The sequence below is a fragment of the Enterobacter sp. HG048 genome (assembly GCF_024702055.1).
Taxonomy (GTDB): domain Bacteria; phylum Pseudomonadota; class Gammaproteobacteria; order Enterobacterales; family Enterobacteriaceae; genus Enterobacter; species Enterobacter dykesii.
The window spans coordinates 80,661-107,548 of sequence record NZ_JANLIZ010000015.1; the positions used below are offsets into that span (position 1 = coordinate 80,661).

Annotated in this window: 33 protein-coding genes and 1 tRNA gene; 10 read left to right on the forward strand and 24 right to left on the reverse strand. The window is 57.1% G+C overall.

The genetic code is table 11. From position 1 onward, the window contains the following. Window positions 1–5 precede the first annotated feature (5 nt). Genes NUX24_RS16790 through ureG form a run of 6 tightly spaced genes read left to right on the forward strand, consistent with a single transcriptional unit; the run spans window position 6 to window position 4,340 of the window. Window positions 6–320 (forward strand): urease subunit beta, encoded by a 315-nt coding sequence (locus tag NUX24_RS16790; protein WP_257832950.1) that lies wholly within the window; start codon window positions 6–8, stop codon window positions 318–320. Then, window positions 313–2,016 (forward strand): urease subunit alpha, encoded by a 1,704-nt coding sequence (gene ureC / locus NUX24_RS16795; RefSeq protein ID WP_257832952.1) that lies wholly within the window; start codon window positions 313–315, stop codon window positions 2,014–2,016. Before NUX24_RS16790 ends, ureC begins: the two co-directional genes overlap by 8 nt. Window positions 2,017–2,025: 9 nt before the next feature. Next, on the forward strand, window positions 2,026–2,490 hold the full coding sequence (gene ureE, locus NUX24_RS16800) for an urease accessory protein UreE (RefSeq protein WP_194401784.1): 465 nt from the start codon (window positions 2,026–2,028) through the stop codon (window positions 2,488–2,490). 9 nt (window positions 2,491–2,499) lie between these two features. Further along, window positions 2,500–3,039 (forward strand): HupE/UreJ family protein, encoded by a 540-nt coding sequence (locus tag NUX24_RS16805; protein WP_029741751.1) that lies wholly within the window; start codon window positions 2,500–2,502, stop codon window positions 3,037–3,039. Next, the gene (locus NUX24_RS16810; RefSeq protein ID WP_257832954.1) at window positions 3,039–3,713 is read left to right on the forward strand and encodes an urease accessory protein UreF; all 675 of its coding nucleotides are present in this window, start codon (window positions 3,039–3,041) and stop codon (window positions 3,711–3,713) included. The genes NUX24_RS16805 and NUX24_RS16810 overlap by 1 nt, the downstream gene beginning before the upstream one ends. Before the next feature lie 9 nt (window positions 3,714–3,722). Then, window positions 3,723–4,340 carry an urease accessory protein UreG gene (gene ureG / locus NUX24_RS16815; RefSeq protein ID WP_257832956.1) on the forward strand — a complete coding sequence of 206 codons (618 nt, stop codon included), beginning with the start codon at window positions 3,723–3,725 and terminating at the stop codon, window positions 4,338–4,340. 44 nt (window positions 4,341–4,384) lie between these two features. On the opposite strand, the gene tsaD is transcribed toward ureG, so the two are convergent. Further along, a complete protein-coding gene (gene tsaD / locus NUX24_RS16820; protein WP_024906472.1) occupies window positions 4,385–5,398 on the reverse strand; it encodes a tRNA (adenosine(37)-N6)-threonylcarbamoyltransferase complex transferase subunit TsaD in 1,014 nt (337 codons plus the stop codon). A gap of 236 nt (window positions 5,399–5,634) precedes the next feature. Here tsaD and rpsU point away from each other — a divergent pair, with 236 nt between their 5' ends. The 3 genes from rpsU to rpoD all read left to right on the forward strand — a co-directional run bounded on the left by rpsU (window position 5,635) and on the right by rpoD (window position 9,713). Continuing rightward, window positions 5,635–5,850: a 30S ribosomal protein S21 gene (gene rpsU / locus NUX24_RS16825; RefSeq protein WP_001144069.1), complete on the forward strand. Its 216-nt coding sequence runs from the start codon at window positions 5,635–5,637 to the stop codon at window positions 5,848–5,850. 115 nt (window positions 5,851–5,965) lie between these two features. After that, complete coding sequence (gene dnaG / locus NUX24_RS16830; protein ID WP_023333458.1) at window positions 5,966–7,711, forward strand: DNA primase; 1,746 nt, start codon at window positions 5,966–5,968, stop codon at window positions 7,709–7,711. Window positions 7,712–7,865: 154 nt separating this feature from the next. Then, the gene (gene rpoD, locus NUX24_RS16835) at window positions 7,866–9,713 is read left to right on the forward strand and encodes an RNA polymerase sigma factor RpoD (protein WP_023309228.1); all 1,848 of its coding nucleotides are present in this window, start codon (window positions 7,866–7,868) and stop codon (window positions 9,711–9,713) included. A 102-nt stretch (window positions 9,714–9,815) separates the two neighbouring features. Here rpoD and mug read toward each other — a convergent pair whose 3' ends face one another. Beyond that, complete coding sequence (mug, locus tag NUX24_RS16840; RefSeq protein ID WP_008503183.1) at window positions 9,816–10,322, reverse strand: G/U mismatch-specific DNA glycosylase; 507 nt, start codon at window positions 10,320–10,322, stop codon at window positions 9,816–9,818. 124 nt (window positions 10,323–10,446) lie between these two features. Here mug and NUX24_RS16845 point away from each other — a divergent pair. Then, window positions 10,447–10,522: transfer RNA gene (locus tag NUX24_RS16845), tRNA-Ile, on the forward strand. Window positions 10,523–10,603: 81 nt separating this feature from the next. Here NUX24_RS16845 and NUX24_RS16850 read toward each other — a convergent pair. The 22 genes from NUX24_RS16850 to NUX24_RS16955 form a co-directional block, all read right to left on the reverse strand. Beyond that, entirely contained in the window at window positions 10,604–10,804 is a 201-nt protein-coding gene (locus NUX24_RS16850) for an ogr/Delta-like zinc finger family protein (protein ID WP_029741756.1), read from the reverse strand. Between the two features lie 67 nt (window positions 10,805–10,871). Beyond that, window positions 10,872–12,026 (reverse strand): phage late control D family protein, encoded by a 1,155-nt coding sequence (locus NUX24_RS16855; RefSeq protein ID WP_257832962.1) that lies wholly within the window; start codon window positions 12,024–12,026, stop codon window positions 10,872–10,874. Further along, window positions 12,023–12,487, reverse strand: coding sequence for a phage tail protein (locus tag NUX24_RS16860; RefSeq protein WP_023309232.1), 465 nt, complete (start codon window positions 12,485–12,487; stop codon window positions 12,023–12,025). The genes NUX24_RS16855 and NUX24_RS16860 overlap by 4 nt, the downstream gene beginning before the upstream one ends. Before the next feature lie 11 nt (window positions 12,488–12,498). Beyond that, the gene (locus tag NUX24_RS16865) at window positions 12,499–14,778 is read right to left on the reverse strand and encodes a phage tail tape measure protein (RefSeq protein WP_257832964.1); all 2,280 of its coding nucleotides are present in this window, start codon (window positions 14,776–14,778) and stop codon (window positions 12,499–12,501) included. After that, window positions 14,771–14,890, reverse strand: coding sequence for a GpE family phage tail protein (locus NUX24_RS16870; RefSeq protein WP_023616176.1), 120 nt, complete (start codon window positions 14,888–14,890; stop codon window positions 14,771–14,773). Before NUX24_RS16870 ends, NUX24_RS16865 begins: the two co-directional genes overlap by 8 nt. A gap of 32 nt (window positions 14,891–14,922) precedes the next feature. Further along, window positions 14,923–15,231, reverse strand: coding sequence for a phage tail assembly protein (locus NUX24_RS16875; RefSeq protein ID WP_023309234.1), 309 nt, complete (start codon window positions 15,229–15,231; stop codon window positions 14,923–14,925). A gap of 56 nt (window positions 15,232–15,287) precedes the next feature. Next, the gene (locus NUX24_RS16880; protein WP_023309235.1) at window positions 15,288–15,806 is read right to left on the reverse strand and encodes a phage major tail tube protein; all 519 of its coding nucleotides are present in this window, start codon (window positions 15,804–15,806) and stop codon (window positions 15,288–15,290) included. 11 nt (window positions 15,807–15,817) lie between these two features. Further along, a complete protein-coding gene (locus tag NUX24_RS16885; protein WP_257832967.1) occupies window positions 15,818–17,005 on the reverse strand; it encodes a phage tail sheath protein in 1,188 nt (395 codons plus the stop codon). Between the two features lie 124 nt (window positions 17,006–17,129). Then, entirely contained in the window at window positions 17,130–17,768 is a 639-nt protein-coding gene (locus NUX24_RS16890) for a tail fiber assembly protein (protein WP_257832969.1), read from the reverse strand. Next, a complete protein-coding gene (locus NUX24_RS16895; protein ID WP_257832971.1) occupies window positions 17,768–19,525 on the reverse strand; it encodes a phage tail protein in 1,758 nt (585 codons plus the stop codon). Before NUX24_RS16895 ends, NUX24_RS16890 begins: the two co-directional genes overlap by 1 nt. A gap of 11 nt (window positions 19,526–19,536) precedes the next feature. Further along, window positions 19,537–20,067 carry a phage tail protein I gene (locus NUX24_RS16900; protein WP_126329248.1) on the reverse strand — a complete coding sequence of 177 codons (531 nt, stop codon included), beginning with the start codon at window positions 20,065–20,067 and terminating at the stop codon, window positions 19,537–19,539. After that, window positions 20,060–20,968, reverse strand: a complete 909-nt coding sequence (locus tag NUX24_RS16905) for a baseplate assembly protein (RefSeq protein WP_126329247.1) — start codon at window positions 20,966–20,968, stop codon at window positions 20,060–20,062. The genes NUX24_RS16900 and NUX24_RS16905 overlap by 8 nt, the downstream gene beginning before the upstream one ends. 5 nt (window positions 20,969–20,973) lie before the next feature. After that, window positions 20,974–21,324: a GPW/gp25 family protein gene (locus NUX24_RS16910; protein WP_033146688.1), complete on the reverse strand. Its 351-nt coding sequence runs from the start codon at window positions 21,322–21,324 to the stop codon at window positions 20,974–20,976. Further along, window positions 21,321–21,962 carry a phage baseplate assembly protein V gene (locus NUX24_RS16915; protein ID WP_045404079.1) on the reverse strand — a complete coding sequence of 214 codons (642 nt, stop codon included), beginning with the start codon at window positions 21,960–21,962 and terminating at the stop codon, window positions 21,321–21,323. Before NUX24_RS16915 ends, NUX24_RS16910 begins: the two co-directional genes overlap by 4 nt. 112 nt (window positions 21,963–22,074) lie before the next feature. Then, a complete protein-coding gene (locus NUX24_RS16920) occupies window positions 22,075–22,542 on the reverse strand; it encodes a phage tail protein (protein WP_257832976.1) in 468 nt (155 codons plus the stop codon). Further along, entirely contained in the window at window positions 22,505–22,750 is a 246-nt protein-coding gene (gene lysC, locus NUX24_RS16925; RefSeq protein ID WP_229226321.1) for an Rz1-like lysis system protein LysC, read from the reverse strand. The genes NUX24_RS16920 and lysC overlap by 38 nt, the downstream gene beginning before the upstream one ends. Continuing rightward, window positions 22,638–23,063 carry an Rz-like lysis system protein LysB gene (gene lysB / locus NUX24_RS16930; RefSeq protein WP_257832980.1) on the reverse strand — a complete coding sequence of 142 codons (426 nt, stop codon included), beginning with the start codon at window positions 23,061–23,063 and terminating at the stop codon, window positions 22,638–22,640. The genes lysC and lysB overlap by 113 nt, the downstream gene beginning before the upstream one ends. Next, window positions 23,060–23,569: a lysozyme gene (locus NUX24_RS16935; RefSeq protein WP_257832981.1), complete on the reverse strand. Its 510-nt coding sequence runs from the start codon at window positions 23,567–23,569 to the stop codon at window positions 23,060–23,062. The genes lysB and NUX24_RS16935 overlap by 4 nt, the downstream gene beginning before the upstream one ends. Next, a complete protein-coding gene (locus tag NUX24_RS16940; RefSeq protein ID WP_023309247.1) occupies window positions 23,553–23,774 on the reverse strand; it encodes an HP1 family phage holin in 222 nt (73 codons plus the stop codon). Before NUX24_RS16940 ends, NUX24_RS16935 begins: the two co-directional genes overlap by 17 nt. Continuing rightward, complete coding sequence (locus NUX24_RS16945; protein ID WP_047652781.1) at window positions 23,765–23,968, reverse strand: tail protein X; 204 nt, start codon at window positions 23,966–23,968, stop codon at window positions 23,765–23,767. Before NUX24_RS16945 ends, NUX24_RS16940 begins: the two co-directional genes overlap by 10 nt. Before the next feature lie 179 nt (window positions 23,969–24,147). Next, window positions 24,148–24,588 carry a DinI-like family protein gene (locus NUX24_RS16950; RefSeq protein WP_029741403.1) on the reverse strand — a complete coding sequence of 147 codons (441 nt, stop codon included), beginning with the start codon at window positions 24,586–24,588 and terminating at the stop codon, window positions 24,148–24,150. A 109-nt stretch (window positions 24,589–24,697) separates the two neighbouring features. Further along, entirely contained in the window at window positions 24,698–26,887 is a 2,190-nt protein-coding gene (locus NUX24_RS16955; protein WP_257832984.1) for a replication endonuclease, read from the reverse strand. Window position 26,888 lies beyond the last annotated feature (1 nt).

The window sequence follows — 26,888 nt, forward strand, 5'->3', positions numbered from 1 at the left end:
GCGTGATGATCCCAGGTGAATACCAGATCCTGCCCGGAAACATTGCCCTCAACGCCGGGCGTGAAACCCAACGCGTGGTTGTCGAAAACCACGGCGACAGGCCGATCCAGGTCGGATCGCACTACCACTTTTACGAGGTCAACCCGGCGCTGAAGTTCGATCGGGAAGCCACCAAAGGCTACCGGCTGAACATCCCGGCGGGCACCGCCGTGCGCTTTGAGCCCGGTCAGAAGCGGGAAGTGACGCTGGTTCAGGTCACGGGGGCGCAGCGCATTTTCGGCTTTCGTGGCGAGGTGATGGGCGAGGTGAAACATGGCTGAGATTTCGCGCCGGGCGTATGCCGATATGTTCGGCCCCACCACCGGAGATAAAGTGCGGCTGGCCGACAGCGAGCTGTGGATCGAAGTGGAAGACGATCTCACGGTCTACGGCGAAGAGGTCAAGTTCGGCGGCGGAAAGGTGATCCGCGACGGCATGGGCCAGGGGCAGATGACCGCTGACGGCTGCGTGGATCTGGTTCTTACCAACGCGCTGATCGTCGATCACTGGGGGATCGTAAAAGCCGATATCGGCGTCAAGAACGGGCGGATCTTCGCCGTCGGCAAAGCCGGGAACCCGGACATTCAGCCCGGCGTGACGATCCCCATTGGCGCGGCAACGGAGGTGATTGCCGCCGAGGGGAAGATCGTCACCGCCGGCGGGATCGACACCCACATCCACTGGATCTGCCCGCAGCAGGCGGAAGAGGCGCTGGTCTCCGGCGTCACCACCATGATCGGCGGCGGCACCGGACCGGCGGCGGGCACCAACGCCACCACCTGCACGCCGGGGCCGTGGTATATCGCCCGCATGCTGCAGGCTGTCGATACGCTGTCGGTGAATATTGGCCTGCTCGGCAAAGGTAACGGCTCCAACCCGGACGCCCTGCGCGAACAAATCGCCGCGGGCGCCATCGGGCTGAAGATCCACGAAGACTGGGGCGCAACGCCCGCGGCAATTAACTGCTCGCTGGAGGTGGCTGACGAGATGGATATTCAGGTGGCGCTGCACAGCGACACGCTGAACGAGTCCGGGTTTGTGGAAGATACGCTGGCGGCCATCGCCGGGCGCACTATCCACACCTTCCACACCGAAGGGGCGGGCGGCGGCCACGCGCCGGATATCATCACCGCCTGCGCGCACCCGAATATTCTGCCCTCCTCTACCAACCCGACCTTGCCCTACACGGTGAACACCATCGACGAGCATCTCGACATGCTGATGGTTTGCCATCACCTCGATCCGGATATCGCCGAGGACGTGGCGTTTGCCGAATCCCGCATTCGCCGGGAGACCATCGCCGCGGAAGACGTGCTGCACGACATCGGCGCGTTCTCGCTCACCTCGTCAGATTCACAGGCCATGGGCCGCGTCGGGGAAGTGATTATCCGCACCTGGCAGGTGGCGCACCGCATGAAGGTCCAGCGCGGCGCCCTGCCGGAAGAGACCGGCGATAACGACAACTTCCGCGTGAAGCGCTATGTCGCCAAATACACCATTAACCCGGCGCTCACGCACGGCATCGCCCATGAAGTCGGTTCGATTGAGCCGGGCAAGCTGGCGGATCTGGTGGTCTGGTCTCCGGCGTTCTTCGGCGTCAAACCCGCCACCATCGTCAAGGGCGGGATGATCGCCTGTGCGCCAATGGGCGATATCAACGCCTCGATCCCTACGCCGCAGCCGGTGCATTACCGCCCGATGTTTGGATCGCTGGGCGCCGCGCGCCACGCCACCCGACTGACGTTTATCTCGCAGGCCGCCAGTGCGAACGGCATCCCTCAGCAGCTCAACCTGCAGAGCGCCACCGCGGTGGTGAAAGGCTGCCGGACGGTGAAAAAGGCGGACATGATCCACAACGGCCTGCAGCCGAATATTACCGTCGACTCGCAAACCTACGAGGTGCTAGTCGACGGTGAACTGATAACCAGCGAACCGGCTGACGTTCTGCCGATGGCGCAACGCTATTTCCTGTTTTGAGGAGTGATGATGATCTATTTAACCCAGCGCCTGGACCACGCGCATCCGATTACCGCCAGCGTCACGCTGCCGATTGACGTGCGGGTGAAAAGCCGCGCCCGCGTATCGCTGAACGACGGTCGCGAAGCAGGGCTGATGCTGCCGCGCGGCCTGCTGCTGCGCGGGGGCGACCTGCTGACTACCGACGACGGCAGCGAGGTCATCGAAGTGATCGCCGCCCCGGAGTCGGTTTCCGTGGTGCGCTGCGCCGATCCGTTCCTGCTCGCACGCGCCTGCTATCACCTGGGCAACCGCCACGTACCGCTGCAAATCATGCCCGGCGAGCTGCGCTATCACCACGACCACGTTCTCGACGACATGCTGCGCCAGTTCGGTCTGGAGGTGGCCTACGCCAGCCTGCCGTTTGAACCGGAAGCGGGCGCTTACGCCAGCGATGCCCACAGCCACAGCCATTCTCACGCTCATTCACATTAAGGATCCATCATGCGCAAGTATTTACCGCTGTTACTGCTGGCTTTTTCCGTTCCCGCGCTCGCGCATCCCGGCCACGGAACCGACAGCTTCCAGGCCGGTTTTCTTCATCCGCTGACCGGGCTCGATCACCTGCTGATGCTAACCGGTGCGGGCGTGCTCTCGGCCCTGAGCGGCCGCAAACTCCTGCTGCCGTTTGCCACCCTCGGGATGATGCTTGTCGGCGCCATTGCGGGCAGCCTGCTCGGCGGCTTCAGCGGCATGGAGATGCTGATTATCGCCTCGCTGGCGGTATCCGGCGTGATGATGTTTAAAACTGAAAACCGTCTGCTGCTGGCGGTGCCTGCCCTGGCGATGTTCCACGGCTGGGCGCACGGCGTGGAGATGTCCGGCCACAGCTTCTGGCTCTTCACCAGTGGCTTTATGCTCGCCAGCGCCACGGTGCTGTGCGCCAGCTTTGCCGCGGGGCTGCTGCTGCGCCGTCACGACGGCCTGCGTAAGACCTTCGGCGGCGGGCTGATCGTCTCTGCCCTGCTGGCGCTGATGAGCTGATGGAGCACGCCCGCCAGAGGCTGCGCCTGATGCAGCTATCCAGCAGCAGCCTGCCGGTCGGGTCGTTTACCTGGTCGCAGGGGCTGGAGTGGGCCGTTGAGGCAGGCTGGGTCACTAACGCCGACGCGTTCAAACGCTGGCAAATCCAGCAGATGGAGCAGAGCTTTTTCTGCGTCGACCTGCCGCTGTTTATTCGGCTATTCCGGGCCTGCGAGCAGCAGGATCTGCCGATGGCCAAACGCTGGACGGCATACCTTCTCGCCTGCCGGGAAACGCGCGAGCTGCGCGAAGAGGAGCGCAATCGCGGGGCGGCGTTTACGCGCCTGATTAAGAGCTGGGAACCTGACTGTCCGCCCGAATGGCTGCCGCTGTTTATGCAAAGCCAGCTCTGCGGTATGGCCTGGCTCGGCGTGCGCTGGGGCATTAGCGCGCACGAACTGGCGCTGAGCCTGGGCTACAGCTGGATAGAGAGCGCGGTGATGGCGGGCGTCAAGCTGGTGCCGTTTGGGCAACAGGCCGCACAGCAGCTGATTATCGAACTGGGCGACCATTACGCCGCCGGGCTTGAACAGGCATTTTTGCGTAGCGACGACGCGCTGGGGGCAGCGACGCCGCTGTCCGCCATCGCCTCCGCGCGCCACGAAACTCAATATTCACGACTATTCCGTTCCTGAGGAGTCAACATGGTTGATTACAAACATCCCCTGCGCGTGGGCGTGGGCGGCCCGGTAGGGTCGGGCAAAACCGCGCTGCTGGAAGCGCTCTGCAAGGCGATGCGCGACACGTATCACCTGGCGGTGGTCACTAACGATATTTACACCAAAGAGGATCAGCGCATCCTGACCGAGGCGGGCGCGCTGGAGCCAGAACGCATCGTCGGCGTGGAGACGGGAGGCTGTCCGCATACTGCCATCCGCGAAGATGCCTCGATGAACCTGGCGGCGGTGGAAGCGCTCAGCGAGAAGTTCGGCAATCTGGATCTGATCTTCGTTGAAAGCGGCGGAGACAACCTGAGCGCGACGTTCAGCCCGGAGCTGGCGGATCTGACCATTTACGTGATCGACGTGGCCGAAGGGGAAAAAATCCCGCGCAAGGGCGGGCCGGGGATCACCAAATCCGATTTTCTGGTGATCAATAAAACCGACCTCGCGCCGTACGTCGGCGCGTCGCTGGAGGTGATGGAGCGCGACACTAACCGCATGCGCGGCGATCGTCCGTGGACGTTTACCAACCTGAAGGCGGGTGACGGGTTAGCGACGATTATTGCGTTTCTGGAAGAGAAAGGGATGCTGCGGGTGTAATCAAACGATCCCCTCTCCCTTTGGGAGAGGGCTAGGGTGAGGAATTACGCCTCCGGTAGTTCCGCCAGCGGCCAGCGCGGACGCACGGATACGCTGAGGTCGGACGTTGCGCCCGCATTCAGGCGCACCATTCCCGCGTAAGCGATCATCGCGCCGTTGTCGGTGCAGAATTCCGGACGCGCATAGAACACTTCCCCGCGACGCTTTTGCATCATCTCGGCGAGCTTCGCGCGCAGCGTGCGGTTAGCGCTCACGCCACCCGCCATCACCAGACGCTTAAAGCCGGTCTGATCCAGCGCGCGCTTGCACTTGATCATCAGCGTGTCCACCACCGCATCTTCGAACGCGCGGGCGATATCGGCGCGGGTCTGCTCGCTGTCATCGTTATTGCGAATCGTATTCGCCGCGAAGGTTTTCAGCCCGGAGAAGCTGAAATCCAGCCCTGGACGGTCGGTCATCGGACGCGGGAAGACAAAGCGCCCTTCTGTTCCCTGCGACGCCATTTTGGACAGCATCGGGCCGCCCGGATAATCCAGGCCCAGCAGCTTGGCGGTTTTATCGAACGCTTCCCCGGCGGCGTCGTCGATTGACTCGCCCAGCAGCTCATACTTGCCAATGCCCGTTACGCTAATCAGCTGCGTATGGCCGCCGGAGACCAGCAGCGCCACAAACGGAAATTCAGGCGGATTCTCTTCCAGCATCGGCGCCAGAAGATGCCCTTCCATATGGTGAACCGGGATCGCCGGCACATCCCACGCAAACGCCAGCGAACGGCCAACCGTCGCGCCGACCAGCAGCGCGCCGACCAGGCCCGGGCCTGCGGTATAGGCCACGGCATCAATATCGGTTGAGCTCAACCCGGCCTCTTTCAGCGCCGCCTGGATCAGGGGAACCGTTTTACGCACGTGGTCACGAGAGGCCAGTTCAGGTACGACGCCACCGTAGTCAGCGTGCAATTTCACCTGACTATACAGCTGGTTGGCCAGAAGTCCTTTTTCGTCGTCGTAAATGGCGATGCCGGTTTCATCGCAGGATGTTTCAATACCCAGTACACGCATGACTTGTTTTACCTCGTTTCAATACCGCGCAGTGTAGAGCCTGGGCGGGTTGATGTAAAACTTTGTTCGCCCCAGGAAGAAGGCTCGTGTATACTCCTCACCCTTATTAAAGTCCCTTTCAAAATCGCATCGGTGCTTTACAAAGCAGCAGCATTTGCAGTAAAATTCCGCACCATTTTGAAATAAGCTGGCGTTGATGCCAGCGGCAAACCGAATTTATTAAAGGTGAGAGTTACATGCCGGTAATTAAAGTACGTGAAAACGAGCCGTTCGACGTAGCACTGCGTCGCTTCAAACGTTCATGCGAGAAAGCAGGTGTTCTGGCTGAAGTTCGTCGTCGTGAGTTTTATGAAAAACCAACGACCGAACGTAAGCGCGCTAAAGCTTCCGCTGTGAAACGTCACGCGAAGAAACTGGCTCGCGAAAACGCACGCCGTACTCGTCTGTACTAATTGGTTGAGGGCCTCAGCCCTCAATTGACAGACAGAGTAATAGTCGTAAGGCCGTGCTTCCGGAAGGAATGCGCGGCTTGTTTTCGTTTATAAGTCGCTTAAAATTTTGGGGCATATGGCCGGAAGAATCCCACGCGTTTTCATCAATGACCTGCTTGCCAGAACCGACATCGTCGATCTCATCGACGCGCGGGTAAAGCTGAAAAAACAGGGCAAGAACTACCATGCGTGCTGTCCGTTCCATAACGAAAAAACCCCCTCCTTCACCGTAAACGGTGAAAAGCAGTTTTACCATTGCTTCGGCTGTGGTGCTCACGGTAATGCCGTTGATTTTTTAATGAACTACGACAAGCTCGAGTTCGTTGAAACCGTCGAAGAGCTGGCGGCGATGCATAACCTTGAAGTGCCGTATGAAGCAGGCAGTGGGCCAAGTCAGATCGAGCGCCATCAACGGCAAACGCTGTATCAACTGATGGATGGCCTGAATTCGTTTTACCAACAGTCTCTTAAGCACTCTGCGGCTGAGCCTGCGCGTCAGTATCTGAACAAGCGCGGACTGAGCGACGATGTCATTGCGCGTTTCGCTATTGGTTACGCCCCGCCCGGCTGGGACAACGTGTTAAAGCGTTTTGGCGGCAATAGCGAAGATCGTAAGTCTCTCATCGATGCAGGCATGCTGGTCACCAACGACCAGGGACGAAGCTACGACCGCTTCCGCGAACGGGTGATGTTCCCGATCCGCGACAAGCGTGGCCGGGTAATTGGTTTTGGTGGTCGCGTGCTGGGTGATGCCCTGCCGAAATACCTCAACTCCCCGGAAACCGATATTTTCCATAAGGGCCGCCAGCTGTATGGCCTTTATGAGGCGCAGCAGAATAATGCGGAACCTCCGCGTCTTCTGGTCGTCGAAGGCTATATGGACGTCGTTGCGCTGGCGCAGTACGACATCAACTACGCGGTTGCGTCGTTAGGGACGTCCACCACCGCCGATCATATTCAACTGCTGTTCAGGGTGACCAACAACGTCATCTGCTGTTACGACGGTGACCGCGCAGGACGCGACGCCGCCTGGCGCGCGCTGGAAACCGCGCTACCCTATATGACCGACGGGCGTCAGCTACGCTTTATGTTTCTGCCCGACGGTGAAGACCCGGACACGCTGGTGCGTAAAGAGGGCAAAGCGGCGTTTGAAGCACGGATGGAGCAGGCTCAGCCGCTCTCCACGTTTTTGTTTAACAGCCTGATGCCGCAGGTCGATTTGAGTACCCCTGACGGGCGCGCGCAGCTCAGCACGCTGGCGCTGCCGTTAATCAGCCAGGTGCCCGGCGAAACGCTGCGCATCTATCTGCGTCAGGAGTTAGGCAACAAGCTCGGCATTCTGGATGACAGCCAGCTTGAACGTTTAATGCCAAAACAGGCTGAAAACGGTGCGGTTCGCCCCGCGCCTCAGCTAAAACGCACAACCATGCGTATACTGATAGGGTTGCTGGTCCAAAACCCCGAGCTCGCACCGCAGGTGCCGTCGCTGGCGGGTTTAAACCACGAAAAATTGCCCGGGCTTGGCTTATTTTCAGAACTGGTCAACACGTGTTTGTCTCAGCCAGGTCTGACCACCGGACAACTTTTAGAGCATTATCGCGGCACAAAAGAGGCCGCTACCCTTGAAAAATTGTCGATGTGGGACGATATAGCAGATAAGGACATTGCAGAAAAAACGTTCACCGACTCACTCAACCATATGTTTGATTCGATGCTTGAGCTGCGCCAGGAAGAGTTGATTGCTCGCGAGCGCACACACGGTTTAAGCAGCGAAGAACGCCGGGAGCTCTGGATGATTAACCAGGAACTGGCGAAGAAATAAAGAAATTTAACGGCTTAAGTGCCGAATATCGATCGGGAAGCCCCCGGCAGCCGCACTGAGAGGCAGCGGCAAAAATATAAGTACGCCCTCGCTTTAAAGGTTGGCAGCCCCATCGCCGACACCAATCAAACGAATTAAGTGTGGATACCGTCTTATGGAGCAAAACCCGCAGTCACAGCTGAAACTTCTTGTCCAACGTGGTAAGGAGCAAGGCTATCTGACCTATGCCGAGGTCAATGACCATCTGCCGGAAGATATCGTCGATTCAGATCAAATCGAAGATATCATCCAAATGATCAATGACATGGGCATTCAGGTGATGGAAGAAGCACCGGATGCCGATGATCTGTTGCTGGCTGAAACCTCCAACAACACTGACGAAGATGCGGAAGAAGCTGCTGCACAGGTACTGTCCAGCGTGGAATCTGAAATCGGGCGTACCACTGACCCGGTCCGCATGTACATGCGCGAAATGGGTACCGTTGAACTGTTGACCCGCGAAGGCGAAATTGACATCGCAAAACGCATCGAAGACGGGATCAACCAGGTTCAGTGCTCCGTTGCCGAGTACCCGGAAGCGATCACCTATCTGCTGGAGCAGTACGATCGCGTTGAAGCGGAAGAAGCGCGCCTGTCTGACCTGATCACCGGTTTTGTCGACCCGAACGCTGAAGAAGATATGGCGCCTACCGCCACTCACGTCGGTTCTGAACTGTCTCAGGAAGAGATGGATGATGACGAAGACGAAGATGAGGAAGAGAGCGACGACGACACCGCGGACGATGACAACAGCATCGACCCGGAGCTGGCGCGTGAGAAGTTTGCCGAGCTGCGTACCCAGTACGAAGTGACGCGTGACACCATCAAAGCGAAAGGCCGCAGCCATGCCGCCGCTCAGGAAGAAATCCTGAAGCTGTCTGAAGTATTCAAACAGTTCCGCCTGGTGCCAAAACAGTTCGACTACCTGGTGAACAGCATGCGCGTGATGATGGATCGCGTACGTACCCAGGAACGCATCATCATGAAGCTGTGCGTTGAGCAGTGCAAAATGCCGAAGAAGAACTTCATCACCCTCTTCACCGGCAACGAAACCAGCGAAACCTGGTTCAACGCGGCTATCGCGATGAACAAGCCGTGGTCTGAAAAACTGCACGACGTGAAGGACGATGTGCATCGCGGCCTGCAGAAACTGCATCAGATTGAAGAAGAGACCGGCCTGACCATCGAGCAGGTTAAAGACATCAACCGTCGTATGTCCATCGGTGAAGCGAAAGCCCGCCGTGCGAAGAAAGAGATGGTTGAAGCTAACTTGCGTCTGGTTATCTCTATCGCCAAGAAATACACCAACCGTGGTCTGCAGTTCCTGGATCTGATTCAGGAAGGCAACATCGGTCTGATGAAAGCAGTTGATAAGTTTGAATACCGTCGTGGTTACAAGTTCTCCACCTACGCAACCTGGTGGATCCGTCAGGCTATCACCCGCTCTATCGCGGATCAGGCGCGCACCATCCGTATTCCGGTGCATATGATTGAGACCATCAACAAGCTCAACCGTATTTCCCGCCAGATGCTGCAGGAGATGGGCCGCGAGCCGACGCCGGAAGAGCTGGCCGAGCGCATGCTGATGCCGGAAGACAAGATCCGTAAAGTGCTGAAGATCGCCAAAGAGCCAATCTCCATGGAAACACCAATCGGTGATGATGAAGATTCGCATCTGGGTGATTTCATCGAGGATACCACCCTCGAGCTGCCGCTGGACTCTGCGACCACCGAGAGCCTGCGCGCTGCGACGCACGACGTTCTGGCTGGCCTGACCGCCCGTGAAGCGAAAGTCCTGCGTATGCGTTTCGGTATTGATATGAACACCGACCACACGCTGGAAGAAGTGGGTAAACAGTTCGACGTTACCCGCGAACGTATCCGTCAGATCGAAGCGAAGGCGCTGCGTAAGCTGCGTCATCCAAGCCGCTCTGAAGTGCTGCGTAGCTTCCTGGACGATTAATCGGTCCTGACAGTGAAAAAGCTCCCAATCGGGAGCTTTTTTTTCTGTATTCTCTCTCCCTGTGGGAGAGGGTCAGGGCGAGGGCATCAGGCCGCAGAGACCCTAAAGCCCCCGCACCATCAGCGCCTCATCCAGCTCGCGATACGCCTCCACCAGCTTATCCAGCGTCGCCCTGTTGAGCCCGCTCGGGTTTGGCAGCACCCACACCTGCGTAACGCCAATCATGATGCTCTGCTTACCCCACTTAGCCCCGCGCTGGCTAAACGCCTGCTCGTAGGCCTGCTTGCCGAGGATCGCCAGCGCGGCCGGCTGGTAGTCTTCAATTTTCTTCACCAGCTCCCGCCCGCCGCTGCGCAGCTCATGCAGGTTGACCTCACTTGCCTGCACCGTAGGCCGCTCGACCAGCATGGTAATTCCGCAGCGCGTGTCCAGCAAATGCTGCTCCTCTTCGGGCTTGAGTAGCCTGTCGGTAAACCCGGCCTGGTAGATCACCTTCCAGAAGCGATTGCCCGGATGGGCAAAGTGAAAACCGGTGTGCGCCGAGGACTTACCCGGGTTGATTCCGCAGAACACCACCCGCAGGCCAGGGGCCAGAATATCGTTGATCATCTTTACTCCCGCTGATACATCGTTATGGAAGTATAAAGGATTGATTATGCGTTGTTTATAAAAACAGCAGGCAGGTGTGAATGGCTGGATTGCTGCGGGGAGTTACTTTATAATTCACCGCCACGGCCCCTTAGCTCAGTGGTTAGAGCAGGCGACTCATAATCGCTTGGTCGCTGGTTCAAGTCCAGCAGGGGCCACCAAATTTTAGTTTTAGAATCATATGATTAAGCCACTCGACTGAGTGGCTTTTTTATTGGTTTTTTGAGCCGGTAACGCAGCCGCTAACCGTGGTTCAGCGAAGCCGTTCGGACACGCTCAGAGGCGCCCGGGGTCGCGATCAGGCGCTCTACGGACTCCATCGTCACGAACGTACAGCTGCAGTCCACATTGGTGCACTGGTGATAGCGCTCTTTGGTATTTTCACTGAGATAGCGACTGGTACGCGCATGCGCAGAGTGCTTGCACTTAGGACAATGAAACATGTACCCCTCCACTTAATTCACATTTTGTGAATCAATAATACCCAAAACAAAACTAATAGCAACTACATTACTCACTATCAACAGTAAATTTTTCGTCGCTGACGTTCAGCTCAAGCTTAAGCTGCGTGGTAAACCCGCTATCGTTGAGGGTATGCACCACCTCGCTGATGATCCACGCCTGCTCGTCAATGACGCGTTTAAAACCGTTTACCAGCACGGGCGTTTCGGGGAACAGATCGGCGCGTCCCAGCGCAAGCTGGATGGAAAACCCCACGGTTCCCCGCTGAAGCGCTCGCCACTTAGCCTCTGCGGCCCTGAGCGCCTGCTCTTCAGAGGCATAAACCGTGGTGAGCTCAAATACGTTTTCCGCCGATCCCACCAGCCTCTCTTGCGGTTTCTGCTCCTTGCCTTCTGTTCCCGCTACCGGTGCGGCGGCATCCGGGTGCTGCAGTGCTTCTGTCTGCTGCCCTCCGGACTGACGATTAATACTCAATTGAGGATTTTGTTGTTTGGGGTCACGCGTTTGCAGCCATTTGGCCGTTACGCCGGAATAATTTTCACGGTCAGCTATGGAAAAAAGGTGCTTATCTCCATCCCCACGTTCAATCATCATTAAGGAAAGCGGAGTGCCGCTGGCCGTCATGGCCTGGCCCGCTTTTATAAAGATAATCTTCCCGGCTTTGATTGAAACAAATGCTCCATTACGTTCAGCAAGGCGGGAGAGGAACGCCGCGTCTGTCTCCTGAGACTGGTCAATATGAGAGATGGCGATGGATGCAAGCCGCGACGCGACGCTGGCGGTCAACTGGTTACGCTGAGCGATGGTATCGACTATCGCGCCAATCGTCGTGTCATGCCACGACTGTTCGCGCCGCACGTTTAGCTTTCCACGAAAATCTGCGCTGAATCCCTGGATGGTCAGCGTGTCCGGCGCGCCCCGGAAATGAATCGCATCAATCGTAAAGTCCCCTTTCTCCTCGAGCGGAGTTCCCTCCCATCCCAGCCATAAGGAGAGCCTTGCCCCCCGGGCAGGCAAGTCCAGCAGCCCGTCGGAATCATCCAGCAGAATATCCAGCTGATCGGCTTCCAGCCCCCGTTTGTCGGTCATGGTCAGACTGATAAGACGATGGCTGAAATTTTGCGTGATATCACGATCGTCAAGCTTAAGCATAAAATCAGGGGCGATTTTTCCACCCGCCCGGATATTCATTTCGGCGATCATCCCACCAGCCCTCCAATGCTATTCCGTGCGCTTTCCACCAGCTCTGAGGCCTGCGTTCGCAGGTCGCCAAACGTCGTCATCAGCGATTCGTCCACGCGTTTTAGCGACAGGGTAAACTCAATTTTTCGGGCGGTACCGTCACTGTAAAAATCCGAATGCGTGTGGGTGACTTTCTCAATGACAAACATGCCGTGAATGATGCCGGTACCGTCTATCAACGGCCATGCCCGGCCCTCATTTGCCATCAGCTCAACCGCCTTGAGTGAAAGCCGCCCTCCCGTGAGTTCCGGGTAAAGTAAGCCGGAGAGGCTAAAGGATGTCTCACCTTCGCCAAGGTACTGCCAGGCTTTGGGTTTCCCGATGCGAGCGCTGGATGCCCAGCGGTAGTCTTTTGTGAATATCATTGACTGATACGGTAAGGTACGTCGTTCAAAGACAAACAGACCCAGCACCATTAACATTTTCTCTCTCCTCAACTATACATAAAGCTGGATTGCTGCCGTCTCGCTTTATCCTGTTCAATGTTATCTATCGTCTCCCGGATTTGACGCGTCAGATCCGTTCCGGAGGCCGTGCTCCCCTGCAGCGTGATGTTATATTCGCTTTTACTCTGATCGACGTAAGAGCGTCCTCCAGTAGCGATGGTCGGCTGATACTCCAGGCTGCCGCCAGAGATCCCAGCGCCCGGAATATAAGCGCTGCCCGCCGGTGAGGATGCCGCTTCTGCTTTTGCCGCAGCGGCGTCGAGATCGCCCGACTCGTTTTTGATAAGACCGAGTTTCTCCAGCAGCCAGCTGGCCTTGCCGCTCAGGCTATTAAAGAGATCAAGCGGTGCCATTAACGCATCGCCCAGCGCCTGACCAAAAATCACGCCAGCGTTTTTACAGCCATCCAGCGTTTCCTGCGTCGCCTTGATCGGCGTAATCAAGTCGGTGAACCATTGCCAGATAGCGCCCAGCTTCTCCGAGATAGAGTCAAATACCGCCATCACCGGTGAGAACAGCGCACCCAGCGGTGCGAAAGCCGTCGAAAGCCCTTCCATCACCCCGCCAAAGAAGGCGCTGATGGGCTCCCAGTATTTAAAAATCAGTAAGGCGCCGGCAGCAATCGCCGCGCCAAGGGCAATCACCGGCCAGCTAAGCGCGCCCAGCACCGTCATGATGGCGCCGCCCACCACGCTGAATACCGTTCCCAACATCCCGGCCGCGGTAATAACCATATTGACGCCCGTCAGAACCGGGCCGATGACCGTGCCTACGCCGCCCAGTACGCCAGCAAACGCCTGCGCGCCGACAACGATGCTGGCGAGGGTCTGCGTCAGCTCAGGGTTGGCATTCACCCAAAGGGAGGCCGTGCCAAGCCAGCCGGTTGCGGTTGTTATCAGGTTGCGCAGAGCGCCATCCGCTTTATCAAACACATCAATCTTCAACCCGTTCCACGCGGCCTGGAATCGGTTGATATCACCGTCAAGATTATCGGTCTGCACGGAAGCCGCGAGCGCGGTACTGCCCTTTGCCCCCTGCAACTGCTGGCGTTTTTCATCAAGCGATCCATCACCCGCAGCGGAAGCCAGCGCCCCCGCGGCTTTTATGGCATCCGGAGTCTGAACATGGCGCAACATCGCGCTGAGCGCGTCCCCTGCGGCAGCGCCTTTCATTCCTTTTTCTGCCAGAACGCCCAGCAGCGCGGTTGTCTCTTCAAGCCCCATACCGGCGGCATCCGCAGCGGGCGCAGCGGAGGTGACGGCCGCCACCATCTCAGCAAGGCTGGTATTCGAAGAGGTAAAACCGCGCGTAAGCACATCTGCGATGCGTCCCGCATCCGCATCGGCCAGGCTATACGCGGCCTGCGTGCTGGCGATCATATCGGCGGCTTTAGCCGCGTCGACACTCCCCGCCAGACTGAGGTTGACCGTTGGCGCGGTGGCCGCAAGCAGCCCATCGGCGTCATAGCCTGAACGAGCCAGTTCGGTTTGTGCCCGGAGGACCGTATCTGCAGGTACTCCGGTCCTGGCACTGACCTCCCGCGCCTGCTGGCGAATGGCGTCAAGCCGGGAATCCCCCTTCGCCAGGCCAAGGTTTGCCTGAATGGCCGACATCTGCTTTTCAAAGCTGATGCCAGGCGCCATAAACCGGGACGTCTGGTCAAAGCCCGCTTTTGCCAGGCCCACGCCCGCATTCGCAAGCTGACGCACCCGCGCGGTAACGCGTTTGCCTGACTCGTAGCGATTCTGAACGGTACTCAGCCGCTCCTGCTGCTGATTGACGCGGGCCAGCGCCTCCCGCTGTCGGTTAAGCTGCTGCGTTTTTTCGCTGATGTGACTTTTTAAACGACGTTCATCCGACGAGAGCGTGCGCGTATTCACTCCCGCCTGAGCGAGTTCAGTGCGCTGACGCTGTACCGAGTAGCGTAAACTGTTGTACTCAAGCTTAAGATCGGCCGCAGATTTTCGGGCTGCAGTCAGCGCATCAGCCTGCGCCTGGGTGGGGTTTTGTGTGTTTTTAAACTGCATCGCCAGCGCCGCGGCATGCTGTTTCGCCTGAGCAAGCGACTGCTCCGTCGTGGCGAGCCGGGCATTTGCTTTTCTGAAGCCGTTAATACGCCCCGCCTGCTCATCGAGCGCCCCCAGCGCCGTCTGCACATCGCGGATATCGCTCGCGAGAGTGAGGCTGGCGTTCTGGAGAGCGTTAAGCGGTCGGGTTGCCCGGTCAACTGCCTTAAGCAGCTCCTGAAGACTGACATTATTACTCATGGTGGTTTCCGCTTCGCTGCAGCGCTTTTTCGCGCCATAAGAGGAGTTCGGTCACGCTAAGGGAGTACAGTTCTGACGGCGGCCAGTGAAATATCACCGCGATATCCGCCATCAGATCGTCGACCGACACATTTTCGGGAAATTTCAGCGAGCCGAAGCCGGTGACAAAAAACCGATCACCTTACCTGCAAAAGAGAGCAGATCGCAGGCATCCAGGCGCGCAACCTCATGCTCGGTCAGCGCCGGCGAGGTCATTCGCGGCAGCACCTTAATCAGCGCATCAACGTCAGATTGCGCCAGCGACGCCAGCGATACGCCGCGCAGGGTCCCCGCATTGGGTTTTGCGACGGTCACCTTTTCGATTTTTTGCTCGCCGCGCTGAACGGGGCTATCAAGCGTGACGATATGTGGGTTTTCACTTTCGTTCATGGCAGTCTCGTTGATATTTTCCATTTCGTTACTCTTCTGAAAGTTAACTCACCGGCCGGTACTCCCGGCCGGTTAAAGGGTTACAGGCCGATGGCCTTACGGTGTTCTGCCAGGCGATCGACGCCATCGACTTTGAGCACCATGTTGATGATGTCGATTTCGATGATCTCTTTGCCATCAATGGTCAGCTGGTAGTAAGCGCACTCAGTGGACATCTTGGTGGTGCCGCTCTCGCCCTGCTTGTTTTCACCGCCATCAAATTCTTTATGACGGCCGCGCATGACGATTTCGACGGCTGAGATTTCGCCGGTGTCATCGCGCTGATAAGAGCCGGTAAAGCGCAGCGGCACGCTGTCCGCGCCCGGAGAGGCATACTGTGCCCACAGCGCGGCGTCCGGCAGACCGCCAACGGTCCACTCCAGCGCCAGGGCATCATCGTCCAGGCCGAGGTCGACAGAGACCGAGCCCGGCATACCGCCGCCGCGATACTTCTCCAGCTTGCGGGTAAGCTTCGGTAAGGTCACAGACTCAACAACGCCCATATAGCTCAGGCCATCGTTGAACATATTCAGGTACTTAAGTTTGCGTGGTAACGCCATGCTTCAGCTCCTTAGCTGTTAACCGAATCTGACAGGTCTGCCAGATAGGTGTCGGTGATGCGCTGGCGCAGGGTCAGATTTTCCAGCGGCGGGACGGGGGTGTAGTCGTAATCGATATACAGTTTCCCCGCTTTCAGGGTTGTTGCATCGTTCGACTCAGGGTCATACCAGCAGGAGCCGTCGACGATATAGCCGTTGGTTTTCAGCTCGCGGAACTTGGCGTTAATACCGGAAACGATGTCGCGGATAAGCGTTGGCGTGATGGGTTTATCCATCGCCCACGCGTGCGCTTCCGCCATGGTATCGGCCAGCACCTGTGCGGTACGGGTGTAGTTTTCAAAGACGAATAACGGGTCGTCAGAGCAGGTACGGTTACCCCAGAATTTGAAGCCGTCGTTGCGAATCAACGTGGTGACGCCCGCCTGGTTAAGCAGGTTCGCGTCGGTAGCCTGTTCCTGCAGATCCCAGGAGACAGAGGCGCTTACGCCCGTAACGCCGTTGACGCCAACGTTTGACAGGGTTTTATGCCAGCCGATTGTCTGGTCGATTTTGGCGCGCAGGCCAAGCGCACGGGCGGTAGCCCAGGCCGTCGTCGTTGCGTTCGTGTTGGTATCCCATGCCAGAAAATCAGGATGGATAACCATCAGCTCGCGCTGGCTGAAATTTTTGCGGTAGTTAATTGCTTCAGAAATGGTTTTACAGCCCCACGCGCTGACATAGCCAAACGCGCGCAGGCTCTGGCACATGGCGGCCAGCGCGGTCGCCACTTCCTGAGAGTCCAGCCCCGGCACGCCGAGAATACGCGGCTTAACGCCGGTTACCGTTTTCGCCGTGAGAAGCGCCTTCAGGCCGGTATATTTACCGTTTTCATCAGTGGTACCGATGATGTTGGAAACGGTCTGCTTGCGCGCCTCTTCCTGGGTTTCAGCGGTGCCTTCGGCCACGCGAACAACCACGACAACCGGTTTGCACTGGTCGGCGATCGCCTGCAGAGAAGCGGACAGCGTTCCCGCCTTGCCGGCTTTCGCAATCGCGTTTTGCACGTTGGTAATGAGCACGGGCTCGTTTAAAGGAAATGTCTTGTCGTCAGCATCGCTGGCCGTACAGACCATGCCGATGATTGCCGTCGAGACGGTGGAAATGGTGCGGGTGCCATCGTTGATTTCGATAACTTCCACGCCGTGGTGATAGTCGCCCATCCGGTAACTCCTTCGTTTAGTGGTGAGGCTATTGTCTGTGGAGCGTACGATTGATGCGACGTATTGGGGTTGGGGAAAGGATTACACAACAAACGAAAAACCCTCCGGAATGGAGGGTTTGGGTTTAGTCAGGCAATGGCACGATCTTGCTGACTCCTATCTCTGTATCAGGTAATGGAGGCCAGTCCGGTTTACTCACGTCAACACGGCTCAATAACACACGGAATTTTTTCCACGTCTGCAGCTTCGCAGCGTCTTCCTCGGTCGCCATATCTAGCTCAATCGCATCTTGAAGCATGGTAATCGCATTATTTGCCTGAGTTAACAGTTCCAGTTTTTTTCGTTGTGCTTCTGCCCGATAATCCACCGGAGCAAGGATTATCTTCCCGCCATCAAAAATAAACGCGCCACCTAGCGCATTATTTCCAGCATTTGTGAATTCATCAGGCACATTGTCTGCCTCGACTTCCACGACAATCTGATTAATAGGAAAAATAGCGCTAGCATCGTAAGAAAAGTGAATAATCTCTTTTGATTGTGGATTAAAAGATATCTTAAGCGTTTCTTTTGAAAGCGTCTTTAACCAACGATACCAATCATTGCCATACTCATCTTTCAGAAAAACAATGTTCACCCCAGGAGATTTCGCAATGTAATATAGCTCAAGTTCCTCCTGTGAAAGTTTAGCCACTTTGTCAGCAGTATAATCTCCCCATTTGTGTAACGGGTTATATTTTTCGAATACACCTGATTGCATTGTCATTAAGCCACCCACGCTGTGTACCAGTTTCCACCGATGTTATATTGAAGGGAGCGATATTGTACCGCTGTGTAATTCGTTTTTTGCTGCACAGCAGTGACCACTGTCCCGTTAGGTGCATATGCAAATTCATTATCATTATTTCCGTTTGTCGCGACTCCCAGCGATGCAAGCCTGAGCCCTCCTTGCAGGAAATTTGCTATAGTCCATGCAGACGACGCAAAACTCCCCTGAACCCATGCGGTTGTAGCATAAGGGCTCAAGTCCTGTTTTGGCGGCGGGTTGTTAGGCGAATATACTCGCACACCGGGAGTGTCATACAGCCCTGCAGCAGATTGAATAAATCCATCACTACTGATATTGCGATTTGAGTGAATATCAGCGAGCGCACCTAAGTAACCACCTGCAACGACACTTCCGTCAGGAGAGATATTAAGTGAAGGGCCACCTCCACCGCGCAAGCGAAGCACTTTATCATCACCAGCGTAAACAAGTCCTGCCTCTTGATTATCAGCTCTAAAGAACCAAAGATGCTTATTGTTTTCGCCACGGATAAAGATTGCATTTTGAGAAAGTTCAGTCGCGCCATTAAATGCTCTTATTGAACCGGGCGTCGTAACTGTTTTACTGCCAGAATCATATTGCACAGTGCTAAAATATCGCCATCCAATGTTAACACCATCATCTTCGCGAATGGCTAGAACCTGTATCGAATTTGTATAGCTTACAAATTGAATTAAAGGCCTATTAACCCTTCCTCCCTGCGCCGGGCTAGTCGCACAAATAACCTTAATATAATAATAGTCTTGATTCAGAAACGGTGGATTGTTAGTGCATCCACGTACATCAATAAACAATGTTTCCCCTACAACAAATGGGTATGTCGCAAAATCAAGCACCCCATGATTACATTCGGATTTAAAATTCCCCTTATATCCTACCGGAATTAATGCCCCTGTAGCATTCTCAGCTATGTTTCTAAAAGCAGCATCGCCGAGGCTGTTTTTCAGCGTTTTAATATCATCGCTGACCGCCTTCACGGCCTTTGGTGTGGCCGCAAGAGATTCAAACGGGCTGTCGGTTGCGCTGCTGAGCTGGACGATACCCTTTTGCGCCGTGGTCGCGTCCTGAGCCGTGTATTTTCCGGTTGCAAGATCATATACCGCCTTAACCGCTTTCGACGTCGCAGCGAGCGTCTCAGACGCGCTGTCGGTTGCGTTACTGAGCTGTGTAAACCCTTTATCCTTTGTCGTGGCATCAGGATGCCTGCGTGACTCCTCATGCTCTGCGAGCTTATCGTCGACATAATCCTGTGTTGCCATGACCAGTGAGGTATCTATCGAAAGCTCGATTGAGTCGATGTTGCTCACCATAACCACCATACGTACGGTCTGTGCTCGGCCTGACCCTTCGGCCAGCAGCGGCTTATAGCTTTCCGCCATGTTACCGACGGCAATCAGCGTGCCGGCATCATCGTAAAGCCCCATTTCTCGCATCCAGAAACCGCCGGTTTCTGGTGGAATGAGCAACTCCGCGATCACATAATTTTGATTCTTGCTGTCCTGGCTGATTTTGTTTAGCTCATGACGCCAAACCTCATTGACGAGTGTCGTCTGACTGGCATCGGGCACCGGTAATGCCCCCCCACCGTCACCCACGGCCATCGCGGTAAAATTCACTTTCTTCTTGTTCGGGACGGTCGCGGCAGCCAGTTTTTCGGCACCGGCTTTGGTGATAACCGTTTTATATTTCACTGTCATTGTGCTCTCACTTATCCGGGATAAACCGTGATGATGTCACCGTCATAGCTCAGGGCACCGGTATAGAGATAACCCGGAATGTCCTGGATGATATTCAGGCCAATAAGGTGGCGGCTGGCAGGCTTCGCATCGGCGATAAGCCTCTCCATTTCGTAATACATTTCCTCGGTGATGCCCGTGTCCAACACGCCGATATCAAGGCGGAAGGTGCCGGGCGGATCGTTGGTTTGCCACCACTCGGTGACGTTAATCAGATAGCCAAGCGGCTCCACCACGCGGCGCACGGCGCCAATCGTTCCCTTGTGGGCATGAATAAACCACGCGGCGCGGATCACCTCCCGTTTGGTGGCTTCTGGCCAGTTTTCATCCCAGCGGTCAACCGAAAACGCCCACGCCAGCCAGGGCAGCAAATTTGCCGGGCAGGTGTCCGCGTTCCAGAGATGACGCAGCGGAACCGGCGTATTTTCGATGTCCGCACAGGCGCGCGCCGCCGCCACTTCAAGCGGTGACGAGCCAACCGGTAGAAGACGCGTATTACTCATCGTTTCCCCCCACGGTTACGCTGTAGTGGCTGCACCATGAGGCCTGCGTTTCATCAAGCACGATGTCAGCCGCGGGTGCGGTCAGCTCCACCCGCTGCACCCCTTCCACGTGAAGGGCAGCGTAAATGGCTGACTTGCGGATATCGCGTCCCAGCCGATGCTGAGCCGTGATGTAGGTCTGTAATCGGGCTCTTGCCGCATTGAGTACCGGTTCACTTTCGGGGCCGGGAAAAAGGAAAAGCGATGCTTCAATGTTGTAGTCGACAATGTTGGCCGACTGGACGGTCACGCGGTCGGCGACGGGCCTGACGTCCTCATCGTTCAGCGCATTGCGAACAACAGCGAGCAGTTCCTCAGACGCTACGCCGTTATTCTCCCGGGAGAGCACGGAGACCGTGACGTTCGCCGGCTGTGGGCTGATCACAGAAATGTCCGCCACCCGGCCATCTGCACTGCGACCATGGAACTGATACGCCCCTGTTGAACCGGCCACGCTCAGCCCTTCCGGCGCCTGCTGAATGCGCAGACGAAAGTCGGTATCGGACTCCATGATCGCTGGCGTGGGCGGAAACGTGGTGTCGTCGGCAGGCGTAATCACCAGACGCTCAAGATTAGCGTTTGCCCCAATCTGGTCCAGATCGCTGCCTGCGGCATAGGCCAGCATGACCGCACGCGCAGCCTCATTAACCCGCTGGCGCCAGATAACTTCCCGGTAGGCATTCTCCTGCAGGAGCTTCACAATCGGCTCGGATTCCAGCGTCAGCGTCCGTGCAATCGCTTCTCGCTCCTCTTCCGGATAGAGGGAGACAAAGGTGGCCTTTCGTTCTGCCAACAGCGTTTCATAATCCACCTCCTCCACGACATCAGGCGCGGCGAGCTGGCTCAGATCAACAATAGCCATAGCGTTTAACTCAGTGAAATGGTGATAGAAAAGGATTGCCCGGAGGTCGGGCGCGTGCCGGTGATATCGACATACAACGTCCCGTCGTTTTCCGAACGCTCGAAAGTGATGGCCGTCAGGCTTATTCGCGGCTCCCATTTCTGGATGGCGGAATAACAGGCGGCCATGATTTGCAGACGCAGCGCCGGGCTCTGCGGCCTGTCGATCATCGCCGCCAGCAGCGAGCCGTAATCCCGGCGCATGACCCGCGAGCCAATCGGCGTGACCAGAATGTCGCGCACGCTTTGCCGGATGTGTTCAGCCTCTGAAAGGCTAAGCCCGGTCTGCCTGTTCATTCCCCTGTAACGCACCGTCATTGTGTCCCCTTAGTCCAGCTTCCGCCGCTTTGCACACTGCCGTGCGCGTGGTTATCCACCTGCACCCCGTTGGAGGTGAATTTACCGCCGGAATGCTCAATATTTCCGGCCATCACGCCGCCCTTCTGCACTTCAAGAGAGGCAGTAATTAACCTGTTGGTACACACCACTTCAGGCGTATCCAGCGTGATGCGGGACGTTGACGTCACCCTCACCTCCGGCACGGTGGCGGTCAGCGATTCAGAGGCGGTAATGTCGGCCGTTTTAATGCCTGCAACCGTCAGCGCCCCGCGCCCGGGTTCGTACTCGATCACCGCGCCATCCGGAAACGAGACGTGGAATGCATCAGGTGACCCGGACGGCGCAGGATGGTCGTCAGAGAAAATGCCGGGCAGCACAAAGGCGGTATCAAGCTCGCCGCCGATGGCCAGCAGCAGCACCTGCTCTCCCTCGGAAGGGGCCCACCACACGCGCGAACGTCCCGCGCGACAGGTGAGCCAGTTCAGCCAGGTGGTTTTCATCCCGCCGGTCTGGACACGACAAAGCCCTCTGCTGAGGTCAACATCGGTCACAACACCGATACGAATAAGATTGCGGATCGCGCGAGCGATGCCGTTCATGGAAGTTAATGTATTCATGAGAAGAGAATGCCGTTCAGGAGGAACGGCAGCAACGAGACGGGGTTTTCTGCGGGATGATACAACAAGCGGTCCAGACGTCAGACGCCAGGCGGCCTTTAGCGCGGGGAAATTAGTCCTCCCACTGGCTGACGAGCTCGCCGTTGACGTACAGCGCCTTCGGCCGCGTGACGGGCTCCGGCAGCGGCGGCTCGGGGGAATACGTCGCGTGGAGAGCGCCCTGCTCCTGGGAAACAAGAATACGCTCGGTTAATTGCACGCTGATGGTGATATCCATCGTATCGTCATCGTTTAAGACGATCGCGAAGGTGTAACCGTTTTTGCGTCCTTCATCGAGGGTAAAAATATCCGGCTGGTTTTCCCGAAGCCAGGACAGTACCGGGACGAAAAATCCCTCGCTGTCGCCGGTGAAGCCGCTGACCTTCGCGCTCAGCGCATACCGCTTTTCAAAGGAGAGCGAGGAGGCCAGTCGGGCGTCAATATTACCGCCTCCGACCGACATCTGCAGGCGCTCCGGGTTGGTATTGAGTTGGGGGATCGCGTCAATTAATGCCTGACGCAGGCTCTTGAGTTTGTGCATCGAGTTTATCCTGACAGTCTTTGATGGTTTCAACCTGCAGCGCGCAGGCGATAAGGGCGTATTCCAGCCTGCGAATATCCGCGCTGAGATCGCCATTAGTGGCGGGTTCGCTTCCCGGCATCGGGCAGCGGCTCACCTTCGGGCAGGCGTTGTAAACAATGGGCTGCGGAGGCGCAGGCGGTGCGGGTGTGCAACCTGCGGACAGCATCAGGCAGCTGAGCGGTATACCAGCGGCGTAACGCTTCATTTTCATTGAGTAATCTCCCGATAGTCGCTTCCCGTCTTGCTCTCTCCTCGCCCGCAGTAACAAGCTCCTCACGGAGCCTGACCTGGGCATTTTCATTTGCTCTGGCCATCCGCTGCGACAGGGACAGCTGCTGGTTAAGCGTGGCGAGAGCAGTTTTTTGCTCGCTGGCGACCCGGTTGGCCGTGGCTAAGGAACGGGACAGGTTCAGGTTGTCATGACGAAACCACAGCGCGATGGCCAGCAGTCCGGCCAGCGCCAGCATGAGCGTTCTCATGGCAGCCCCTTCATGCACCAGGCCTTCTCGCGGACGCGACGGTTTTCCAGCCCGGCATTTTTGACGCCGTTGACGTACACCCAGCGGATAAGCTGCCCGCATGCCTGCGGCCACTGTTTACGTTTGATAAAGGACACCAGCGTCGAACGGCAGGCAGCGCCTGCGCCGACATTAAAGGTAAAACTCACCAGCGCGTCATAGACCCGGGGGGGCATCTCCACCGGCGCACACGCCGCCAGACGCCGCTCAACGTTGAGCACATCAGCGACCAGATTTACCGCAGCCTCACGCTCGGTAATGTCCCGCGTCGGCACAGCGTTTGCCGTGTGGCCAATGCCGGACGTCCATACGCCAGCGCTACACCGGTAGGGCGAGAGGCGACATCCTTCGAGATCGGCAATCAACGCCAATCCTTCCGGGGACGTTTTCAGTAATCGAAAGTCAGGCATCAGCACCGCCAGGGCCAGCACGCCGGCGACGCTGCAACGCTTAATGATTGAGTTCACGAATGCTCTTCTTATCGAGGCCAAGAGACTGGAGATAGCGCCAGGTTTTTCGCTTAAACCAGTAATTCGTTAATGCGGTAAAAATGGCGCACAGACTCCCCACGTACAGCGCGACTTTTTCAGGAGACATCGCCCCGAACCAGGCCAGCGCCACGGCCAGCCAGTAGGCGATAACCGTGGTGATTTTCTCCAGGCTCAGTCCCATAGGTTTATGGATTCTTTTGTGGGGGCGCTATTCACCTCCGGCATCTCTACCGGCGTGCCGTGAGGCAAGATAACGCCTAACTCCGCGAGGCCAGGATTGGCCTTCAGAACGGCTTCAACGACGCCGGCCGTGCGCCCATAAAAGCGGGCGCAAACGGCATCAAGCGTGTCCCCCTGCATTGCATAGATTTTCATCAGACGCTCCCAACATCCGGTTTCCAGGTACTGTAGAGTTTCCCGGGCCAGCAGGCTTTTCGCTATCGCTGAGAGATGGACAATCGCGGGCACAACAGATCGTCCGCGCGCAGCGAAGCATGGGTCAACGAAAGCGCAAAATCTGAATGAGGGTGTGGCGTTCGGGTAATAACGCTGGGCTAGCGCCAGCTCTCGTCTTCCCAGACTTCCCGGAGGATAGCGTCCAGCGCCTCACGATCGGCTTCTTTTTCAAGCCCCTGGAGCTCGACCCCCGTCACCGATCCGATTTTCACGTTCACCCGCGATGACGGAAACAGGGAGCGTATTCTGCGGGTCAGTTCGCACTGAAAGGCCTCAACGACGGCATGGCCAATCTGCTGATCTTTATCGAGAGTAATGTTCACCCGAACGTTACCCTCTTTTTTGATTCGTTCCGGAACAGGCGATGCTGAGAACACAACGGTAAATGCGTTATTCTTGATTAAATTTCCCCGCGCAATCTCAGCAATCAAATTCAGGGCAATCTCACGATCTCTTTCCTGACACGTTCCTTCCGTCGTCAGTCGCGCAATCAGCTCGACTCGTTCAATCATGACCTGCTCGTTCAACTCTCTGTCCACACAACCTCCACCACGAGATACTGTATAAACATACAGTAGCACGTATTCATAAAAAGAGTGAAGCGAAAAATCAGAACTCTTCACGGTATGTACATGATATGGATGGAGATTAGCGGGTTCTCTGAGCGAGGAGATCCGTTAAATACCCAATACGTTCAAGGATTTTCCGCGCCTTTTGCTGGTAAGAACACGGTGCCGGAAATAGCGATCCGTCAGCTGCGCCCCTGCACCATTTATCGTTAAAGCGGCTGATGCCTCCCGACATCAGATGCAGGGCTTCTGCCCGGCTGATGGCTATCCCGGTAGCGAGTCCTATCTCATCGATCACCTTCTCCGGTACCCCGTTCTGCGGGTCGCTCGTGTAGACGACGGACGCTGTAGCGCCGGGGCGGATGAATTTGATGCGTTCGGTTAACGCCCGCCTCGCACGCCGGCTAAGAGATTGAGAAAGATCGGTCAGCGTACAGTTATTGACAGAACTCCGAGAGGAGACAGGCACGTTCTTAATATCCGCGGCCCGCTTGGGGACAATTTTCCACTGCGTGAGTCGGGTTACAATCGGGCTGCCCGCGCCAACGGCGGAATCGTACACGCCGCGGATGCGGACCGTTTCCTCGCCGTACTGGTTAAACCCGGCGCGCGACTCATAAAGCGTGCGCACCTGTAAATCATCGCGACGCACAAACGGCCCGCCCTGCGCAGAGACGTAACCCGCCCAGTCCCCGGCGTCGGCAGCTTCATGGACGGCTGCAAACTCAACGCTCAGACCGCGCGCGGCCTCGGTATCCACCAGACGTCGCAGCTCGCGGTAGACCGTTACCGGCGCGCCGCCGATGAACTGAAACTGGCGAATGTGCCAGCGTCCCGCCCAGGCCGACACGGCGGACGCTGTCTCCTTCAGCAGCCCGCCGCTTTCGTTATCGGTCTCGCCATCGAGCGCATAGCCGTCGATATTCTTTGAGATGTATTTGGCGACATAGCCGGTAGCGCTGCCTTTCTGAGGATCGATCGCGTCCGCGTGAAAGCGCGCCTGTCTGGCGCTTTCGCTCTGTAGCTCAACGGCATCCTCCTGCCGGGCGTAATCCCCGATAATCCGGCGAACGCATTCGACGTCTTCCGGCAGCATAAACATCAGCATGTGCCAGTGGGGCGTACCGTCGTGATGGGGTTCCGCAACGCGGATACCAAAGATACGGCGCCCGTCCCGGTGCAGTTTTGCGCGGATACGCGCCCAGAGACGGGTAAAGTAGATTTGCGTATCCGCCGGGCTGGCCCCGTTCCACTTCGCGTTGGGGAAGCCTGATTTCAGCGTCGCGTGATACTGCGCGGGCGCGGTTAAGGTATAGAACTCGCCCACGTAGCCCAGCGCCTCACAGATATTTTCAAACCCGCGGATACGGGTCATCAGTTCACAGCGACGTATCGCCGGGTTGGCCACCGAGATGTCGTATTTTTCAATCAGGCTGATGCGGTTGCCCTCTTCATCTTCCAGCTCCATGCCCTTGAGAAATTCGCGCGTGCGGCGCTTCTGCTCGCGCCACTCTGTCACGCAGCGTTTGCTCGCATACGTCGCTCTCCGTTTGCTGACGTTGCCGAGGGCAATCTGCAGATGCTCGCGCCAGGCAGCCGCGACCCGACGCAGGCGCCCGCGCCACCACGCCTCGGAAAACATGCGGATCACCGCCGCGGCAACGTCTTCTTTGTTGAAAAACGTCTTCGACACCCGCCCCCAGTGCGGAGGCGACACGTTGAACTGCCGGGCGATCAGTCCTGCGCGCTGATACCAGACGTACAGCGTCTGGTATTCGCCCATTTCAGCATCGTTAATATTCGCCAGCTCGCCGCGAATAAAGCTGGCGATATCTGCGGCCAGCAGGTCGATGTCCGCGCGGGACATATCCGGAAGGCGGTTATAGCGGGCAACCAGTTCGACCATCCGCGAGGCGAGGTATTGCAGAAGCTGAGTGTCGAAATGGCCGTCGAACACGATCCTGGAGACCTCGTCGTGCAGGCCTGTGCAGGCATAGCGATCAGAGACCCGCCGCAGGCGAGGTAACATCCTTTTGCAGAAGCGGATCAAAAAGGCGTTAGCCTGCGGGCTGCCCCGATGCTGTTCGAGGGCGTCAACCGTGCGCCAAATTTCGAAGCGTACGCAGTCAGGCTGCTGTGAGAGGGAAATTCTTGCCTGCTGCAGCGCCGCGAAAAGGCGATCGCGGCGCTGCTGTTGGGCATGGGTGAGATAAGGGCTGGCAATGGCCAACCGTGGGGCATTCCACGGATAAGCAAATGACGTAGCCAAC